The organism is Hydrogenophaga sp., assembly GCF_050182545.1.
Lineage (GTDB): Bacteria > Pseudomonadota > Gammaproteobacteria > Burkholderiales > Burkholderiaceae_C > Hydrogenophaga.
The window spans coordinates 110569-125312 of record NZ_JBFXCD010000009.1 but is presented as its reverse complement, the minus strand read 5'-3'; the positions used below and the strand labels follow the sequence as shown (position 1 = coordinate 125312).

Annotated in this window: 17 protein-coding genes; 14 read left to right on the top strand and 3 right to left on the bottom strand. The window is 66.2% G+C overall.

Annotation, left to right across the window (positions count from 1 at the left end):
* Positions 1 to 43: 43 nt before the first annotated feature.
* Genes AB7P10_RS11780 through AB7P10_RS11760 form a run of 5 tightly spaced genes read left to right on the top strand, consistent with a single transcriptional unit; the run spans position 44 to position 4664 of the window.
* Positions 44 to 1717, top strand: coding sequence for a CTP synthase (locus AB7P10_RS11780; RefSeq protein ID WP_428294046.1), 1674 nt, complete (start codon positions 44 to 46; stop codon positions 1715 to 1717).
* A 26-nt stretch (positions 1718 to 1743) separates the two neighbouring features.
* Entirely contained in the window at positions 1744 to 2601 is an 858-nt protein-coding gene (kdsA, locus tag AB7P10_RS11775; RefSeq protein WP_428294045.1) for a 3-deoxy-8-phosphooctulonate synthase, read from the top strand.
* A 38-nt stretch (positions 2602 to 2639) separates the two neighbouring features.
* Entirely contained in the window at positions 2640 to 3923 is a 1284-nt protein-coding gene (gene eno, locus AB7P10_RS11770; protein WP_428294044.1) for a phosphopyruvate hydratase, read from the top strand.
* Between the two features lie 11 nt (positions 3924 to 3934).
* A complete protein-coding gene (locus AB7P10_RS11765) occupies positions 3935 to 4219 on the top strand; it encodes a septum formation initiator family protein (RefSeq protein WP_428294043.1) in 285 nt (94 codons plus the stop codon).
* Between the two features lie 4 nt (positions 4220 to 4223).
* On the top strand, positions 4224 to 4664 hold the full coding sequence (locus tag AB7P10_RS11760; protein ID WP_428294042.1) for a hypothetical protein: 441 nt from the start codon (positions 4224 to 4226) through the stop codon (positions 4662 to 4664).
* A 1-nt stretch (position 4665) separates the two neighbouring features.
* Here AB7P10_RS11760 and AB7P10_RS11755 read toward each other — a convergent pair whose 3' ends face one another.
* Entirely contained in the window at positions 4666 to 5643 is a 978-nt protein-coding gene (locus AB7P10_RS11755) for an Hsp33 family molecular chaperone HslO (RefSeq protein WP_428294041.1), read from the bottom strand.
* A gap of 49 nt (positions 5644 to 5692) precedes the next feature.
* Complete coding sequence (locus tag AB7P10_RS11750) at positions 5693 to 6217, bottom strand: gamma carbonic anhydrase family protein (protein ID WP_428294040.1); 525 nt, start codon at positions 6215 to 6217, stop codon at positions 5693 to 5695.
* A gap of 39 nt (positions 6218 to 6256) precedes the next feature.
* Here AB7P10_RS11750 and AB7P10_RS11745 point away from each other — a divergent pair, with 39 nt between their 5' ends.
* The 5 genes from AB7P10_RS11745 (at position 6257) to AB7P10_RS11725 (ending at position 12058) form a co-directional block, all read left to right on the top strand.
* Complete coding sequence (locus AB7P10_RS11745; protein WP_428294039.1) at positions 6257 to 7123, top strand: ferritin-like domain-containing protein; 867 nt, start codon at positions 6257 to 6259, stop codon at positions 7121 to 7123.
* Positions 7124 to 7193: 70 nt separating this feature from the next.
* Positions 7194 to 8231 (top strand): sensor histidine kinase, encoded by a 1038-nt coding sequence (locus tag AB7P10_RS11740; RefSeq protein WP_428294038.1) that lies wholly within the window; start codon positions 7194 to 7196, stop codon positions 8229 to 8231.
* Positions 8228 to 9718, top strand: coding sequence for a sensor histidine kinase (locus tag AB7P10_RS11735; protein WP_428294037.1), 1491 nt, complete (start codon positions 8228 to 8230; stop codon positions 9716 to 9718). Before AB7P10_RS11740 ends, AB7P10_RS11735 begins: the two co-directional genes overlap by 4 nt.
* Before the next feature lie 22 nt (positions 9719 to 9740).
* Positions 9741 to 11135 (top strand): ATP-dependent RNA helicase DbpA, encoded by a 1395-nt coding sequence (dbpA, locus tag AB7P10_RS11730; RefSeq protein ID WP_428294036.1) that lies wholly within the window; start codon positions 9741 to 9743, stop codon positions 11133 to 11135.
* Positions 11135 to 12058 (top strand): SdiA-regulated domain-containing protein, encoded by a 924-nt coding sequence (locus AB7P10_RS11725; protein WP_428294035.1) that lies wholly within the window; start codon positions 11135 to 11137, stop codon positions 12056 to 12058. Before dbpA ends, AB7P10_RS11725 begins: the two co-directional genes overlap by 1 nt.
* Positions 12059 to 12099: 41 nt before the next feature.
* Here AB7P10_RS11725 and AB7P10_RS11720 read toward each other — a convergent pair whose 3' ends face one another.
* Entirely contained in the window at positions 12100 to 12528 is a 429-nt protein-coding gene (locus AB7P10_RS11720) for a VOC family protein (RefSeq protein ID WP_428294034.1), read from the bottom strand.
* A 90-nt stretch (positions 12529 to 12618) separates the two neighbouring features.
* Between AB7P10_RS11720 and AB7P10_RS11715 the strand changes: the two genes are divergently transcribed.
* The 4 genes from AB7P10_RS11715 to msrA all read left to right on the top strand — a co-directional run bounded on the left by AB7P10_RS11715 (position 12619) and on the right by msrA (position 14728).
* Positions 12619 to 12879, top strand: a complete 261-nt coding sequence (locus AB7P10_RS11715; protein ID WP_428294033.1) for a DUF3297 family protein — start codon at positions 12619 to 12621, stop codon at positions 12877 to 12879.
* Positions 12880 to 12930: 51 nt separating this feature from the next.
* Positions 12931 to 13515 carry a DUF1439 domain-containing protein gene (locus tag AB7P10_RS11710; protein ID WP_428294032.1) on the top strand — a complete coding sequence of 195 codons (585 nt, stop codon included), beginning with the start codon at positions 12931 to 12933 and terminating at the stop codon, positions 13513 to 13515.
* Positions 13516 to 13625: 110 nt separating this feature from the next.
* Positions 13626 to 14108 carry a peptide-methionine (R)-S-oxide reductase MsrB gene (gene msrB / locus AB7P10_RS11705; RefSeq protein WP_428294031.1) on the top strand — a complete coding sequence of 161 codons (483 nt, stop codon included), beginning with the start codon at positions 13626 to 13628 and terminating at the stop codon, positions 14106 to 14108.
* Positions 14105 to 14728, top strand: a complete 624-nt coding sequence (msrA, locus tag AB7P10_RS11700) for a peptide-methionine (S)-S-oxide reductase MsrA (RefSeq protein ID WP_428294030.1) — start codon at positions 14105 to 14107, stop codon at positions 14726 to 14728. Before msrB ends, msrA begins: the two co-directional genes overlap by 4 nt.
* Positions 14729 to 14744: the final 16 nt, after the last annotated feature.

Here is a 14744-nt window from a genome sequence, read left to right as displayed (position 1 = left end):
ATCGCCATTTCCACCTCCTGCGAGCGACTGGCTCGCCCGAGACATGACCAAATTTGTGTTCGTCACCGGCGGTGTGGTGTCCTCCCTGGGCAAAGGCATAGCCTCCGCATCCCTGGCCGCGCTGCTTGAGTCGCGTGGCCTCAAAGTCACCCTCATCAAGCTCGACCCGTACATCAACGTGGACCCGGGCACCATGTCCCCCTTCCAGCACGGCGAAGTCTTCGTCACCGACGATGGCGCCGAAACCGACCTGGATCTGGGCCACTACGAGCGTTTCATTGAAACGCGCATGAAGAAGACCAACAACTTCACCACCGGCAAGATCTACCAGTCGGTGCTGGAGAAGGAACGCCGTGGCGACTACCTGGGCAAGACGGTGCAGGTCATCCCGCACGTCACGAACGAGATCCAGGAATTCATCCAGCGCGGCGCCGGCATTGGCACGCCCGATGCGGTGGACGTGGCCATCGTCGAGATCGGCGGCACCGTGGGCGACATCGAGTCCCTGCCCTTCCTCGAAGCGGTGCGCCAGATGAGCCTGCGCATGGGACCCAACAGCTCGGCCTTCGTGCACCTGAGCTACTTGCCCTGGATCGCCGCCGCCGGCGAACTCAAGACCAAGCCCACGCAGCACACGGCCAAGGAACTGCGCGCCATCGGCATCCAGGCCGACGTGCTGCTGTGCCGCGCCGACCGCCCCATCCCCGAGGACGAGCGTGCCAAGATCTCGCTGTTCTCCAACGTGCCCGCCTGGGGCGTCATCTCCATGTGGGACGTGGACACCATCTATAAGGTGCCGCGCATGCTGCACGAGCAGGGCCTGGACGGCCTGATCTGCGACAAGCTGCGCATCAACACGCCCCCGGCCAAGCTCAAGCGCTGGGACGATCTGGTGTACGAGGTCGAGCACCCGCAGGCCACGGTGAGGCTCGCCATGGTCGGCAAGTACGTGGACCTGTCCGACAGCTACAAGTCGCTCAACGAGGCGCTGCGCCACGCCGGCATGAAAAACCACGCCCGTGTGCAGATCGAGTACATCGACTCCGAAACCCTCAACCCTGCGAACGTGTCCAAGGTGCTGGGCGCGTTCGATGCCATCCTCGTGCCCGGCGGTTTCGGCAAGCGCGGCATCGAGGGCAAGGTCTGCGCCGCGCGTTTCGCGCGCGAGAACCAGGTGCCCTACCTCGGCATCTGCCTGGGCATGCAGGTGGCCACCATCGAGTACGCGCGCCACGTCGCCGGCCTGAAGGACGCCAACAGCACCGAGTTCGAGCCCGACTGCCCGCACCCGGTCATCGCCCTGATCACCGAGTGGAAGGACGCCGACGGCAGCATCCAGCAGCGCAGCGCGAGCTCGGACCTGGGCGGCACCATGCGCCTGGGCGCCCAGAGTTCCGACGTCGCGCCCGGCACGCTGGCGCACCAGATCTACGGCCCGGTCGTCACCGAACGCCACCGCCACCGCTACGAGGCCAACGTGAACTACCTCGACCAGCTGCGCGCGGCCGGCCTGGTGATCTCCGCGCTGACCCAGCGCGAGCAACTCACCGAAATCGTCGAGTTGCCGCAGGCCGTGCACCCCTGGTACGTGGGCGTGCAGTTCCACCCCGAGTTCAAGTCCACGCCCTGGGACGGCCACCCGCTGTTCAACGCCTACGTGAAGGCGGCTCTGGCGCACCAGGGCCAGGCCAGCGCAAAAACCCCGGTCGCGGCCTGAGCACGCGCCACGAAAGAAGACACGCCATGAAACTCTGCGGCTTCGACATCGGCCTGGACCACCCCTTCTTCCTGATCGCGGGTCCCTGCGTGATCGAGTCAGAGCAGCTGCAGATGGACGTGGCCGGGCAGCTCAAGGAGATCACCTCCAGCCTGGGCATCCCCTTCATCTTCAAAAGCAGTTTCGACAAGGCCAACCGCAGCAGCGGCACCAGCTACCGCGGCCCGGGCCGCGACAAGGGTCTGGAAATCCTGGGCAAGGTCAAGTCCACACTGGGCGTGCCGGTGATCACCGACGTGCACAGCGAGGACGACATCGCCGACGCCGCGAAGGTGTGCGACGTGCTGCAGACACCCGCCTTCCTGTGCCGCCAGACGGACTTCATCCGCGCCGTGGCGCAAAGCGGCAAGCCGGTGAACATCAAGAAGGGCCAGTTCCTCGCGCCGCACGACATGAAGAACGTGATCGACAAGGCGCGCGCGGCCGCGAAGGAAGTGGGCCTGAACGAGGACAGCTTCATGGCCTGCGAACGCGGTGCCAGCTTCGGCTACAACAACCTCGTCTCCGACATGCGCGGCCTGGCCATCATGCGCGAGACCGGCGCGCCGGTGGTGTTCGACGCCACGCACAGCGTGCAACTGCCCGGCGGGCAGGGCACCAGCAGCGGCGGCCAGCGCGAGATGGTGCCGGTGCTGGCGCGCGCAGCCGTTGCGGTCGGTGTGGCCGGCCTGTTCATGGAGACCCATCCCGACCCGACCAAGGCCCTGTCCGACGGACCCAATGCCGTGCCGCTCAAGCACATGAAGGCGCTGCTCGAGACCCTGCTCGCCCTCGACAGCGTGACCAAGAAGAACGGTTTTCTCGAAGACCGCTTCAACGCCTGATTTCCCATTTCTGTTTCTGACCCAAAGGTATTGAATCCATGAGTGCAATCGTTGACATCGTTGGCCGCGAAATCCTCGACAGCCGCGGCAACCCCACCGTCGAATGCGACGTGCTGCTGGAAAGTGGCGTGATGGGCCGTGCGGCCGTGCCCTCGGGCGCGTCCACCGGCTCGCGCGAAGCCATCGAGCTGCGCGACGGCGACAAGAGCCGCTACCTCGGCAAGGGCGTGCTCAAGGCGGTGGAGAACATCAACACCGAAATCTCCGAAGCCGTGCTCGGCCTGGATGCATCCGAACAGGCCTTCCTGGACAAGACGCTGATCGACCTCGACGGCACCGACAACAAGGGCCGCCTGGGCGCCAACGCGATGCTCGCCGTCTCCATGGCCGTGGCCCGCGCCGCCGCCGAAGAGGCGGGCCTGCCGCTGTACCGCTACTTCGGTGGCATGAGCGCGGTGCAGATGCCCGTGCCCATGATGAACGTGGTCAATGGCGGCGCGCACGCCAACAACAACCTCGACCTGCAGGAACTGATGATCATTCCCGTGGGCGCACCGAGCTTTCGCGAAGCGCTGCGCTGGGGCGCCGAGGTGTTCCATGCGCTCAAGAAGATCGTCCATGACAAGGGCATGAGCGTGGCGGTGGGCGACGAAGGCGGCTTCGCCCCCAGCGTCGAGAGCCATGAGGCCGCCCTGCAGATGATCCTGGAAGCGATCGGCAATGCGGGCTACACCGCTGGCGAACAGATCGCCCTGGGCCTGGACTGCGCCGCGAGCGAGTTCTACAAGGACGGCAAGTACCACCTCGAAGGCGAAGGCCTGGTGCTCAGCGCCGAGGACTGGACCAACATGCTCGCCACCTGGGTCGACAAGTACCCCATCATCAGCATCGAGGACGGCATGGCCGAGGGCGACTGGGACGGCTGGAAAGTGCTCACCGAGCGCCTGGGCCAGAAGGTGCAGCTGGTGGGCGACGACCTCTTCGTCACCAACACGAAGATCCTCAAGGAAGGCATCGACAAGCGCATCGGCAACTCGATCCTGATCAAGATCAACCAGATCGGCACCCTGACCGAGACCTTCGCCGCGATCGAAATGGCCAAGCGCGCCGGCTACACCGCCGTCATCTCGCACCGTTCGGGCGAGACCGAGGACAGCACCATCGCCGACATCGCCGTGGGCACCAACGCGGGTCAGATCAAGACCGGTTCGCTCTCGCGCTCGGACCGCATGGCCAAGTACAACCAGCTGCTGCGCATCGAGGAAGACCTGGGCGACGTGGCGGTGTACCCGGGGCGTGACGCGTTCTACAACCTGAAGTAAGCTCCGGCTTCATGGCGAACCGCTTCATCCCCGCCCTGCTGGTTGCGCTGCTGCTGATCCTGCACGCGCAACTGTGGTTCGGGCGGGGCAGCGTGCCCAAGGTCGCCAGCCTGAAGCAGCAGCTCGCCACGCAGGATCTCGCCAACCGCGATGCGCAACTGCGCAACGACCAGCTGGTGAGCGAGGTCCGCGACCTCCAGGAAGGCCTGGACATGGTCGAGGAACTCGCCCGCCAGGAACTGGGCATGGTCAAGCCCAACGAAATCTTCGTGCAAATCGCGCAGAACAAGCGCTGACGCCATGGCGGCCTTCACCGTGGCGCTGCTCGGTGGCGAGTCCAGCGGCAAGAAGGCATTGGCCACCGCGCTGCAGCAGGCGCTGGCTCTGCTGGCGCCTGACGTGGCGGTGGCAATCGACGACGACGCACCCCTGGCCAAGGCACGCCGCTACGACCTGACCCTGCTCCTGGCACCCAATCCGTCCGACCCACCCGCTGGCGAGGCCACCGATGCGCAGCTTCGCATTGACTTGCTTCAGGCAGGCGTCGCATTCCAGGTCGTGCATGGCCAGGACGCTGTCCGTGTGCAGCAGGCGCTTCGCACCGTGGGCACGCTGCTCGGCCGCCCACTGGTGGCGCGCGACCCGGCGCTGGCCAACGGCCTGCGGCCGTGGTCCTGTGAGAACTGCAGCGATCCCGAATGCGAGCACCGGCTGTTCACCGGACTGCTGTCCCGCGACTGAGTCAGTGCTTCTGATCGCTGGCCGGTGCCTGCTGCGCCGGCTGCAGGAACACCTGGGCGGCATCCACCGGGTCGAACCAGTACTTCTTGCCACAGAATTCGCAGCCGACTTCCACCTGTCCCTGCTCGGCCAGGATGGACTCCACCTCGTCGCGGCCCAGGCTGCGCAGCATGCTGCCCACGCGCTCGCGCGAGCAGGTGCAGGCAAACCGCGGGCCTTGCGCGCCGGTGAGCGGTTCGAAGCGGCGCACATCCTCCTCCCAGAACAGGCGGTGCAGGATGGTGTCGGCGTCCAGCCCGAGCAGTTCCTCGCGCTTGAGGCTGGCGGCCAGGATGGCGATGCGGTTGTAGTCCTCGTTCTGGCCGATCTGGTCCTCGTCGCGCTGGTGCGAGCTGCCCGCCAGGTTGGTCGCGCCCTGCAAGGGCAGGCGCTGAATCAGCAGGCCGGCGGCCATCTTGTCGTCGGCCGCGAGCACCAGGCGCGTGTCCAGCTGTTCACTCTGCAGCATGTAGTGCTCGATCACCTCGCTGAGTTTCTCCAGCTTCTCGCGCCGGTCGCCAAACAATGGCACCACACCCTGATAAGGCTGCTGGCCCGGCAGGCGGTCCCGGGGGTCGAGCGTGATGGCGCAGCGACCCTGATTGGTCACGTTGACCATGTGCGACAGCGGCGCGTCGGCCGCCACCTCACCCACGACCGTGGCGGTGGCGCGCAGGCTGAGGTCGGGTTGCACCTCGGCCACGGCCAGTTTCACCGGACCGTCGCCCATGATCTGCATGATCAGCGCGCCGTTGAACTTGATGTTGGCCTGCATCAGCGTGGCCGCCACCGTCATCTCGCCCAGCAGTTCCGTCACCGCCGCAGGGTAACCACCGGCGTCGCGGTGGCGCTGCAGGATCTCCTGCCAGGCGTCGGTCAGGCGCACGAGCATGCCGCGCACCGGCAGGCCTTCAAAGACGAATTTGTGGAGTTCGGACACGCGGGACTTTCAGGGACGTTCGCAAAAATTGAATGGGCACAGGTCGGGGTCACCCGATCTTTTTCAAGCCCTGGCGGTAGCGCGCGGCGTTCTCGATATAGTGCCCGGCGCTGCGGCGCAGGCCCTCGATCTGCTCGGGGGTGAGCGTTTTCACGACCCGTGCCGGGCTGCCCATGATCATGCTGCCGTCGGGAAAGGTCTTGCCTTCGGTCACCAGTGAACCGGCGCCCACCAGGCAGTGTTTGCCGATCTTCGCGCCATTGAGCACGGTCGCGCCGATGCCGATCAGCGATTCATCGCCGATGGTGCAGCCATGCAGCATCACCTGGTGGCCCACGGTCACGTTCTCACCCACCGTCGTCGGGAAGCCCACGTCCGCGTGCAGCACGCTGCCGTCCTGGATGTTGCTGCCACGCCCGACGGTGATGGTCTCGGTATCGCCTCGCAGCACCGCGCCAAACCACACGCTGCTGTCCTTGGCCAGCACCACGTTGCCCATCACCTGGGCGCTGTCGGCCACCCAGGCCGAATCGGCCACGCGCGGGGCGACACCATCAAGTTCGTAAATGGCCATGTGAAGAGATCTCCGTTCGCGAAACCTAGAATTGTAGGGATGCACGCCCCCGAGCAACCGTTCCCATCGCCTCGCGCCTCGTTGCGCGAGCAGGCCCTGCTGGCGCTGTGTGTCCCGGATCCGCAGCAGAAGGTGGCGTGTACACACGCGCTGTTCGAAGCCTGGCACGCTGACCGCATCCCACTGGACACGGCTCTGCGCCTGGAGCCCGACACGTCGGGACCCCTGCCCGGACGGCCGGCACGGCCCGAACTCATCGCACCCGTCGACGTGCCGCAGCGCTCACCCTTCACCCCCGAAGGCCTGGCCATGCAGCTGCACGCCGTCACCCACATCGAGTTCAACGCCATCAACCTCGCCCTGGACGCGGTCTGGCGCTTTCCCGATATGCCGGTGGACTACTACACCGACTGGCTGCGCGTGGCGCACGAAGAAGCGATCCACTTCAGCCTGCTGCGCGAACACCTGCAAAGCCTGAGACACGACTACGGCGACTTCGCGGCGCACAACAGCTTGTGGGACATGTGCGTGCGCACCCAGCACGACGTGACCGCGCGCATGGCGCTGGTGCCGCGCACGCTGGAGGCCCGTGGCCTGGACGCCGCGCCGCCGATGCAGGCGCGCCTGCGCAAGGTGGGCACGCCGGCGGCGATGCGGGCGGTGGAGATTCTGGACGTGATCCTGCGCGACGAGATCGGCCATGTGGCGGTGGGCAACCGCTGGTACGGCTGGCTGTGCAAGCAACAGGGGCTGGAGCCCGTGGCGCACTACCGGCAGCTCGCGCGCCGGTTCAGCGCACCCCGGTTGCGCCCACCTTTCAACACGGTGGCGCGCAAAGCAGCGGGGTTTAGCGAGCTCGAAATGCAAGAATTGATGAACGCAGACACACACGCGACAGACACGTAGTTCATTGGTGCTACCCCTTCGCCGAGACCCCAGTGACAGGGGTTCACACGAGAGGCGCACCTCGCCTAACATGCCAGTCATGGCGGAGCGGCGGATACAACTCGATGAATACCTCGGGCAGGCGTTCGATCGCATCCCGGTGGCCATGATCGTCGTGAACCACCTCGGTGAAATCGTCCGACTCAACCAGCTGGCGGAGACGACCTTCGGCTACAGCACCGAGGAGCTGATCGGCCACACAGTGGAAAAGCTCATCCCGCACCGGTACCACGGCGTGCATCCCGGCTACCGCAACGGCTTTCTGGCCGAGACCAGCGCACGCCCCATGGGTGCGGGGCGCGACCTGAGCGGCCTGCGCAAGGACGGCAGCGAATTCCCGGTGGAGATCGGCATCAACCCGGTGCAGACGGGCGAAGGGCCGATGGTGCTGTCGGTGATCCTGGACCTGAGCGAACGCAAGCAGGCCGAGCGGCGCATCCAGGACGCGCTGCAGCAAAAGGACCTGCTGCTGCGCGAGGTGCACCACCGCGTCAAGAACAACCTGCAGGTGATCCACAGCCTGCTCGACCTCCAGGCACTCAAGAGCAAGGACCGCGAGCTCGTGGGCATGCTGCGCGACAGCCAGAACCGCATCCGCTCGATGTCGCTGATCCACCAGACCCTGTACCAGTCGCAGAACTTCGCCAAGGTCGACTTCCAGCGCTTCCTCGACGAACTGCTGCCCCGCCTGACCGAGGCCTACGGCTCTTCGGCCAGCCAGGTGCGTATTCGGGTCGAGGCGCACGAGGTGAGCCTGCCCATCAACGAGGCCATCCCCTGTGGCCTGATCGTCAACGAGCTCGTCAGCAACGCGCTCAAGCATGGCTTCGCGGACGGGCAAGCCGGCACGATCCTGGTCGAACTGAGCCAGGACCACGACAAGCACGTGGAGCTGTCGATCAGCAACGACGGGCGCGGTATCCCCGACGACCTCGACCTGCTGCGCACCGGTTCGCTGGGCCTGCAGCTGGTGCAGTTGCTCACGCGCCAGCTGCACGGCGTTCTGGACATTCAGCGCGCCGGCCCGACTCGCTTTTCCCTTCGCTTCGAGTTGGGAGACACCGCATGAAGAACACGCCCGCGCGCATCCTGATCGTGGAAGACGAAAGCATCGTCGCCTTCAACCTCCAGCAGCGCCTCGCGCAACTGGGCTACGACGTGCCGGCCGTGGCGGTGTCCGGGCAGGAAAGCCTGGCGCTGGTCGACAGCACGCGCCCCGACCTGGTGCTGATGGACATCCACATCGAGGGCGACATGGACGGGATCGACGTGGCCGCGCGCCTCAAGGACGACCACCCGGTACCCGTGATCTACCTCACCGCCTATTCGGAGGACTCCACGCTGGAACGCGCGCGCCGGACCATGCCCTACGGCTACCTGATCAAACCCTTCTCGGAGCGCGAGCTGCACGCCACCATCCAGATGGCGCTGGAACGCCACGCCGTGGAAGAAGCCCTGCGTGAAAACCGGCGCCTGTTGCAGCAAGCGCTTGACGCCGCGAGCATGGGCGTGCTGGAGATGGACACCACCACCAGCGCCATGACCATCAACGCGCGCACCGCGTCCCTGCTCGGGCGCGACGCGGCCCAGCCCCTGACCCTGGCCGATTTTCTGACCGACGTGGATGAGAAGGACCGACAGTTCGTCGAAACCAAACTCAGGGAAGCCATGGAGCCGCTGCGCAAGTTCAGCGAAGAATTCCGCCTGCTCGGGGACCAGACCCCGTCGCGATGGATCAAGCTGGACGCCAGCCCCCTGTCAGAGCAGCGCATGAGCGGCGTGGTGCAGGACGTCACCGAACGCAAGCAGGCCGAGATCCGCCTGCAGCGGCTCAACGAAGGCCTGGAACAACTGGTGCACGAACGCACCACCGAGCTGCGCGAGAGCCTGCGCGAGCTGGAGACCTTCAGCTACTCGGTTGCGCACGACCTGCGCTCGCCGATCCGCTCCATCGCGGGCCTCAGCGCCGTGCTGCTGGAGGACCACCGCGCCGACCTGGGTGACGAAGGCGCCACCCTGATCGCCAGGATCGCCGCCAAGAGCACCCAGATGGGCAACCTGATCGACGCCCTGCTCAACCTGTCGAAGCTCTCACAAGCGCAACCGCAGCTCGTCGACGTCGACCTCAGTGCCATCGCCGCCGAGATCATCGAACAGCAGCTCGAGACCGCGCCCGGGCGTGCGGCCGACGTGCGTGTCGCGCCCGGCATGACGGCCGTGGGCGACCCGGTTCTGGTGCGCAGCGTGCTCGACAACCTGATCCGCAACGCCTGGAAGTTCTGCGCCAAGCGGGAGGTCACGCGCATTGAAGTGGGCCACGAACGGCAGGGCAGCGAGGACGTCTTCTACGTGCGCGACAACGGTTGCGGCTTCGACATGGCATTTGCCGAACAGGTGTTCAGCCCGTTCCGCCGCCTGCACACCGACACCGAGTTCCAGGGCACGGGCATCGGCCTGAGCATCGTGCAGCGCATCGCCGCGCGCCACGGCGGGCGCGTGTGGGCCGATGCGGCGCCCGACCAGGGCGCCACCTTCTACTTCACGCTCGGCGGCTGAGCGCCGCCACCGATAATCGGGGATGACCACCGCCGCCCCGACCGACTTCAGCACCCTCCCCCTTTCTCCGGCCATGCTGGCCAACCTGGCACGGCTGGGCTATGCGTCCATGACGCCGATCCAGGCCGCCGCCCTGCCCTCCGCCCTGCTGGGCAAGGACCTCATCGCCCAGGCCCGCACCGGCAGCGGCAAGACCGCCGCCTTTGCCCTGACCCTGCTGGCCAACCTGAACCCGCGCCGCTTCGCGGTGCAGACGCTGGTGCTGTGCCCCACGCGCGAGCTGGCCGACCAGGTGACCACCGAAATCCGGCGCCTGGCGCGCGCGGAAGACAACATCAAGGTCGTCACGCTGTGCGGCGGCGTGCCACTGCGTGGGCAGCTCGCCACGCTGGAACACGGCGCGCACATCGTGGTCGGCACGCCCGGGCGCATCATGGACCATCTGGAACGCGGCAGCCTGCAGCTGGACGCGCTCAACACCCTGGTGCTCGACGAAGCCGACCGCATGCTCGACATGGGCTTCTTCGACGACATCGTGACCGTGGCGAAACAGTGCCCCAGGGACCGCCAGACCCTGCTGTTTTCGGCCACCTACCCCGAAGGCATTGCCAAACTTGGCGCGCAGTTCATGCGCGAGCCCGTCACCGTGAAGGTGGATGCGCAGCACACGGGCACGCAGATCGAACAGCGCTGGTACGAAGTGGCCGAAACGCAGCGGCTGGACGCCGTGAGCCGCTTGCTCCGCCATTTCCGGCCCGAAAGCACGCTCGCGTTCTGCAACACCAAGGCCCAGTGCCGCGACCTCGTGGCCGTGCTGCAGGCCCAGGGCGTCAGCGCGCTCGCGCTGTTCGGCGAACTGGAGCAGCGCGAGCGCGACCAGGTGCTGGTGCGCTTCGCCAACCGCAGTTGCTCGGTGCTCGTGGCCACCGACGTGGCCGCGCGCGGCCTGGACATCGCCAGCCTGGCCGCCGTGATCAACGTCGACGTGACGCCCGACCCGGAAGTGCACGTCCACCGCATCGGCCGCACCGGCCGCGCGGGCGAAAGCGGACTGGCGCTCAACCTCGCGGCACTGGACGAAATGGGCAGTGTCGGCAAGATCGAGCAGCTGCAAGGGCGCGAATCAACATGGCACGCGCTGGACGAACTCGTGCCAACCGGCGACGGCCCTCTGGTACCGCCCATGGTGACGCTGCACATCCAGGGCGGTCGCAAGGAAAAGATCCGCCCTGGCGACGTGCTGGGCGCGCTCACCGCCGACCTGGGCTACACCCGCGAACAGGTGGGCAAGATCAACGTGAACGAGTGGTCCACCTACGTTGCGGTGGCCCGCGACATCGCGCAGCAGGCCGCGAGCCGCCTCAACGCGGGGCGCATCAAGGGCAAAGGGGTGAAGGTTCGGGTGCTGGAGGACTGATGCGCTTCATCCGAAAGCCCTGGTTCTGGGCCACCGTCGTCCTCGCCATCCTCTTTGTGTGGTACTTCAAGGTGCTCGCCCTGGGCTACTACTGGGCGAGCACAAGCTTGGGTGCAACCGAATGGCAGGGCAGATCGCTATGGTTGCCCGGCTACCGCGTCGCGGTGGAGGCGCACCCGGTGAAAGGGTTGAACCGCAACGCCTCGGGACTCACGTTCAACGTCAAAACCGGCACTCTGTTCACCGTCATCAACCGGCCACCCCAGATCGCCGAACTCACGACCGATGGCGAGTTGCTGCGCATCATCGAACTGGAGGGCGCGGGTGACCCCGAGGGCATCACCTACGTGCAGGACGACACCTATGTGATTTCCGACGAGCACAGCCACGCGATGTACTGGGTGCAGATCCAGCCCGATACCGCGCGCATCTCGGTGGCGGGCAAGTCCAGACTGGGCCTGAGCATCGACACCGTGCACAACAGCAGCTTCGAAGGCGTGTCATGGGACAGCACACAGAACCGCCTGTTTGTGGTGAAGGAAAAACTGCCGTTGCGCGTGCTGGTCGTCACCGGCCTGGATGTGTTCAACACATCTCAGGGCTTCAACATCGACATCAGCGAGTGGAAATCGTCGCGGGCGGCCTCGCTGTTCATGAGTGACCTGTCTTCCATCACGATGCACGAGCCCACCGGCAACCTGCTGCTGCTCAGCGAGGAGTCGGCGCTGGTCGTGGAATACGCGCCTGACGGGCAACCGATCGGCGTGATGCCGCTGTGGCGGGGTCTGCATGGGCTCCAGCACAAGGTGCCTCAACCCGAAGGTCTGGCTGTGGGTTCCGATGGCGCCATCTACGTGCTGTCCGAGCCCAACCTGTTCTACCGCTTCGAAAAGACCCGTACCGCTGCGGGCACCAGTCGATAGCCCCCCTGGGGAAGTGGCGTCTTCGCGAAAAGTCGCCGGACTCAGAACGTCACCACCACCGAAGCCGCGCTGCGGTGCGCCTCACCATGGAACACCGCCTCGATGTTGTTGCCATCGGGATCGAGGACGAAGGCCGCGTAGTAGCCGGGGTGGTAGGCACGGATGCCGGGTGCGCCGTTGTCCCGGCCACCCGAGGACAGCGCGGCCTGGTAGAACCGGTCCACCATGGCCTTGTCCTGCGCCTGGAACGCCAGGTGGTGGCGCCCCGTCAGTTCTCCATTCGCAGCTTCGCTGTCGGCGGTTGAAACGAACAGTTCATCGGCCCAGAAGTAGCCGTCGCCCGTGCCTCCCAGCGGGATGTCCAGCGCGCCGAGAACCGCCCTGTAAAAAACCTGGCTGGCGGGAAGATCCCTCACCACGAGCTGGATGTGGTCGATCAGTCGGCCGCGATGCAGTTCATGCGTTTCCATGATGTGCTCCTGTGATCTGACGGGCCGCTTCATGCTAGCGCCAGGAAGGGTGACATGCACCCACCCAGCGAATTGGTCGACAATCCCCGCATGAGCGACAACACCTCCCCCGACACCACCCGACCGCCCCTGCCCGACCGCCTGTGCATCGAGCCGGGCAGCCCCCACTACGTGCCTGCCGTGTTCGAGCACGACGTGGGCATCCGCTTCAATGGCAAGGAGCGTTTCGACGTGACCGAGTACTGCATCAGTGAAGGCTGGGTCAAGGTGCCCTCGGGCAAGACGCTGGATCGCAAGGGCAATCCGCTGTTGATCCAGCTCAAGGGCAAGGTCGAGGCCTTCTACAAATAGAGACGTCTTGGCGCGAACCTGCGGCGCGGCGCCGGCTCCAAACAGCCACCCATGCGACGCAGAACCCTCCTCCTCGCACTGCCACTGCTCGACGGCACCGTCGGTCGCGCGGCGGGCGCGCCGGCCGACGAACCCCCCGCGCCCGCCGATTCGCCTGCGGGTCTCAAGGTGTCGCTCGACCAGTTGCAGCAGGCAGCGGCCCAACGCTTCCCGCTGCGCTACCCGGTGCCCGGCGTCCTGAACCTCGACCTGCTGGCTCCCCAGCTGCGTCTGCTGCCCGCGCAGAACCGCCTGCGCAGCGAGATGGTGGTGGACGTGGCCGGGCCCGCGCTCAACCGCAGCCACCAGGGCCGTTTCGACGTCGACTTCGCGTTGCGCTACGAGGCCAGCGACCGCACGGTGCGCGCGCACCAGTTGCGCCTGGGCCGGCTGCGCTTTCCCAGTCTGCAGCCCGGTGTGGTGGACATGCTCAACACCTACGCGCCCGCGCTGGCCGAGCAGTCGCTGCGCGAGGTGGTGCTGCACCAGCTGCAGCCGCAGGATCTGAAAATGGTCGACGCCATGGGCATGCAGCCCGGACCGATCACCGTGACCGACACGGGCCTGGTGATCGGGCTCGTGCTCAAACCGCTGTGAGCCGGACCGGTGGCGCGGGCGAACTTCAAGCGCGGCGCGCACTCCAAAGGGTCTGCCTGTAAGGAACCGGCCTCCTCGTCCGACCCATGCGCATGAAAGGCCCCACCACCATGAACCGCCGACACACCATGAAGCTGCTTTCCTTGCTCGGCCTGGGCTCACAGGCCGCCGCACCGCTGGCCAGCGCTCTGGCCGCCACCGATCCCTGGAAACTCTCCAGCGCCGAATGGAAGAAGCGGCTGACGCCCGCGCAATTCGCCGTGCTGCGCGAAGAAGGCACGGAGCGCGCGGGCACCAGCCCGCTCAACGCCGAGAAGCGCAAGGGCACCTACCACTGCGCGGGCTGCGACCTGCCACTGTTCGCTTCCGACGCCAAGTACGACAGCGGCACCGGCTGGCCCAGCTTCCACACACCGCTGCCGAACGCCTTGGGCACAAAGACCGACTACAAACTGCTGCTGCCCCGCACCGAATACCACTGCGTGCGTTGCGACGGCCACCAGGGCCACGTGTTCAACGACGGACCCCCGCCCACTGGCAAGCGCTATTGCAACAACGGCGTGGCGCTGCGATTCGTGCCGGAGGCCGCATGAGCCGGCTGTTGCGCTTCTGGAGCGGCGCGTTGATGGGTCTGCTGGTCAGCGCGGTCGTGGCGATCGCGCCGGCGCAGGCGCAGACCACACCGTCCACCGCCAAGGCCACGTTCGCGGGCGGCTGCTTCTGGTGCGTGGAGGCCGACTTCGACAAGGTGCCCGGTGTGCTGTCCACCACCTCGGGCTACATCGGCGGCACCGTGGCCAATCCGACTTACCGGCAGGTCTCTTCCGAGAAAACGGGCCATGCCGAGGCCGTGGAGATCGTGTTCGACCCATCCCGGGTGAGCTACGAGCAGTTGCTCGCCGTCTTCTGGCGCAGCATCGACCCCACCACCAAAGACCGCCAGTTCTGCGACGTGGGCAGCCCCTACCGCACGGCCATCTTCACGCAAGATGCGGCGCAAATGGCAGCAGCCCGGCGCTCGCTGGCCGAGCTGGAAAAAAGCAAGCCGTTCAAGGAACCCATCGTCACCGAGATCGTGGCAGCCGGGCCCTTCTACGCGGCCGAGGACTACCACCAGGACTACTACCGGAAGAACCCGATCCGCTACCAGTACTACCGCGCCAGTTGCGGGCGCGACATGCGCCTGGAACAGCTCTGGGGCAAGAAGCAGTAGGCACAGGCCCAGCGGT